The organism is Nonomuraea sp. NPDC049784, assembly GCF_040659615.1.
GTDB lineage: Bacteria > Actinomycetota > Actinomycetes > Streptosporangiales > Streptosporangiaceae > Nonomuraea.
The window spans coordinates 1-3,175 of sequence record NZ_JBFAMX010000885.1 but is presented as its reverse complement, the minus strand read 5'-3'; the positions used below and the strand labels follow the sequence as shown (position 1 = coordinate 3,175).

At 67.4% G+C, this 3,175-nt stretch carries 4 protein-coding genes; 1 reads left to right on the top strand and 3 read right to left on the bottom strand.

Annotation, left to right across the window (positions count from 1 at the left end):
- From AB0J09_RS60415 to AB0J09_RS60405, 3 genes are all read right to left on the bottom strand, one after another.
- Window positions 1-154, bottom strand: a 154-nt coding sequence (locus AB0J09_RS60415; RefSeq protein WP_360712848.1) for a cation-transporting P-type ATPase, incomplete at its 3' end; no start/stop codon positions are given.
- An 875-nt stretch (window positions 155-1,029) separates the two neighbouring features.
- On the bottom strand, window positions 1,030-1,890 hold the full coding sequence (locus AB0J09_RS60410; protein WP_360712843.1) for a universal stress protein: 861 nt from the start codon (window positions 1,888-1,890) through the stop codon (window positions 1,030-1,032).
- 274 nt (window positions 1,891-2,164) lie between these two features.
- Complete coding sequence (locus tag AB0J09_RS60405; protein ID WP_360712840.1) at window positions 2,165-2,782, bottom strand: helix-turn-helix domain-containing protein; 618 nt, start codon at window positions 2,780-2,782, stop codon at window positions 2,165-2,167.
- A 244-nt stretch (window positions 2,783-3,026) separates the two neighbouring features.
- On the opposite strand from AB0J09_RS60405, the gene AB0J09_RS60400 reads away from it, so the two are divergent.
- Window positions 3,027-3,175, top strand: a 149-nt coding sequence (locus AB0J09_RS60400; RefSeq protein WP_360712846.1) for a sulfotransferase, incomplete at its 3' end; no start/stop codon positions are given.

Sequence of the window (3,175 nt, the reverse complement as noted above, 5' to 3'; positions counted from 1 at the left end):
GCAGCTCGTTGCGGCCGTATTGCAACAACCGCCGCTGCGCCCCCGCGGTCGACAGCCCGCGACGCGAACTGCGTAGATCACGTAGGAGCAGCTCAGCCGCCTCTTCCGGATTAACTCCGGGAGGCTGGATCCACGGCTGATGCCGGCTCCTCATCGGCACTGCAGGCTACGAAGTGGGAGACGGTGAGCAGTCGCGCGACCTACTACCGTCCGCCTCCCGACCCGCGCGCACGCCCGGCGTGGACAGAGCTTCGCCGGGCGGAGTATCTGCCGGGCCCTGTCTGCGGAATGACTCGTAGACATCGAGCAACACCCGTCGCTGCCGCATGGTGATGGTGACATCGGCCAGAATGGCGGCCGGGACACTCCGATACTTGCGGCCTGCGATGACTTCGAGCTGTGCGCAGAGCATTTGGGCCGACATACGCAAGCCGTTGGCGAGTGGACGAAGGATCAAAGCGCACGGCGACCACCAAGCGCGCCTAGCCCGGCTCCAACCAGAGGCGAACACCTTGGCCGGCGTGCAGGTTGGCGTCAAGAGCGGCGCTTGGAGGAACGCGAGCCGTCCCGAAGGGCCGTCCGACCCGCTATCGACAGAGCGGCGACAACGGCGACGACCGCAGCCACAATGATCGTCTTACGCATGACTTCCCACCTCGATCACAGATTGTGATGCTCGATTGCGATCTGTAGTATTGCCGATCCGATCGATCTGAAGCCCGCGTCTTTCCCTGGATTCGTCAAATAGGCAATCAGGACCTACGCCACTTCGACGGCATCGCATGAGCGGGTGATGCGGAACCAGGCCCCGTACATCTCCTGGTCCTTGCGGAGATCCCAAGCACCTGGTCGCCACCTGAGGTGGCGTCTGCTTGGCGATCGTGATCGATGCGATCACCTTCGGAACCTGGGCCGGCTCCACGGCGAACCGCTCACGTTCAGGATCAAGGGCACCGACTTCGGTGTGGTGGACCCACACGAGCCGCTTGTCCCCGGCGCGCAAGCACGACGTTCACGCGCGACTTCGTCTTACGGACATCGACGGCGCGTGAATTCGACCACGGCCACCGGGCAGTGCGCTCGTTGCAGGACCCCATGGCTGACGGAGCCCAGCATCGCGGAGGTGAACCCGCCGAGCCCGCGCGAGCCCACCACCACGAGATCGGCCGCCCGTGACGCCGCGGCCAGGGCCGGAACGGGGTGCTCGCGGACGATCGACTCGATCAGCTCGATGTCGGGGTACTTCTCCCGCCAGGGCATCAGGCGCTGCCCGATCTCAGCGGCCTCGTCGACCTGCAACGGCCCGTACCCGGCTGGGTGCGGAGCCGTGACCGGGTATCGCCTGCCGTACAGCACGCGAAGGCGCGCCCGGCGAGCGGCCGCCTGCGCCAGGGCGTACTCCAACGCCATGTCCGCGCACGGTGAGCCGTCATAGCCCGCCACGATCTCGCCACTGCCGTCGCGCGGGAGCCTCCTGACGACGACCACGGGGCTCTCGGCGTACCCGGCGAGGCCGAGCCCGACCGAGCCGAGCACCAATCCGGCGAAGCCACCCAGTCCCCTGCTGCCCACCACCACGGTGTCGGCCGTCTCGGACTCGGTCTTAAGCCGCTCGATCACCGCACCGGTGACCAGGGCCATCGAGATCCGAGTGGCAGGGGCGAGCTCATGTGCCCGCTCGGCCGCACTCGCGAGCAGCCTGTCGCACCGCTCGGTCAGGGTCTCCTTGTCGCTGGAGGCGCTGAGCGGGTGCTCGGCCAGCCAAGGCTCGCGTACGTGGACGATGCGCAACGGCACGCCCCTGCGTTCGGCGTCGTCGGCCGCCCAGGCGAGCGCCGACCACGCGGTCCGCGAGCCATCGATTCCCACGACGATCGCTGTGTTCATCATCGACCTTCTTCACAGGTGCCGAGCGCCAGCAATGTCACGGACGGCGAGAGCGACCCGTGGGCGGGCTCGGAGCAGTGCAGCCCGATGAACTTCCGTGTCTGGTTCCCCGGCTGTGCAGCGCACTTTCGTCGACCGTGAGTTCGACGTCGTTGTCCACATCTCCAGCCCACGTCCGGCGGGACCGCGCCTCCAGGGGAGAAAGTCCCTTTATGCCAGGGACCATCGGCATTCACGGGTTACTGGATCGAATGCCCGGTCGCCACATCCTGCAGGCTTACTCGGGGACGGGGAGCCGCGGCGCCGGGAACAGATCGCCGACCAGCAAGGTCGCCTCGTGCATGGCGATGGCGAGGATGTCGTCGTCGGTGGCCTCGGTGCCCTGGGCGGCGAGCACGGCGTTGTGCACGCTGAGCAGGGCCATGCGTATGCGCAGCCGCTCCGTCAGCTGCGCATCGGGGCCGAGGAGGAGCTGCGTGGCCCTGTCGACCCGGTCCAGCGGGCCGCCCTGCCGCAGCGGCATGACCGTGCGCAACGCGGCATGGTTGGCGGCGGCGAACCGCATGGTCCGCAGCCCCTGCCTGGCACCCTGGGCGATCCAGCGACCCAGGAACTCCGAAGACAGCTCGGGAGTGAGCGGCTGACTTGCGGCCCAGTCCAGCAGGTCGTCGAGCGCGCGCATGTTCTCCTGGAAGAGGCTGAGGATGATCGCCTCTTTACTGTCGAAATGGTAGTAGAGCGCCGCCTTGGTGATGCCGATCTGCTCGGCGATCTCGCGCATCGAGGTGGCGTCGTAGCCGCGCTCGGTGAACAGCGTCAGCGCGGCCCGCTGGATGTCGGCCCGCGTCTGGCTGCCCCTACGTCGCGGGGCCGTCGCCTGCTGTCTCTCTGTCATCGCTCTTCCTTGCTCCCAAGCTCGGCTTCTCAGAGTTTACCTCCACTTGCTTACCGGCCGGTCAGCAAGTATCTTACTAACCGGCCGGTAGGCGAGGTTGCCGTGGCAGAGCCCGTGATCGCGGGTCAGGCGGTCGCCTGCGCGAGGACACCGATGAAAGCGACCCGCACGTGACCGGGCGTCTGCCGACCTGACATGGCCGAAGGCGACTGCGATCGCCGTGATCGAGACAGGAAGGGCCGATATGGGTTTGCGAATTGTGGGGGCGGGGCTTCCGCGTACGGGGACGACGTCGCTGAAGGGAGCGCTGGAGCGGCTGCTCGGGGCGCCCTGCTATCACATGCGGGAGTTGTTCGGGCGGCCGGACGACGCCGCGGTCTGGCGCGACGCCTG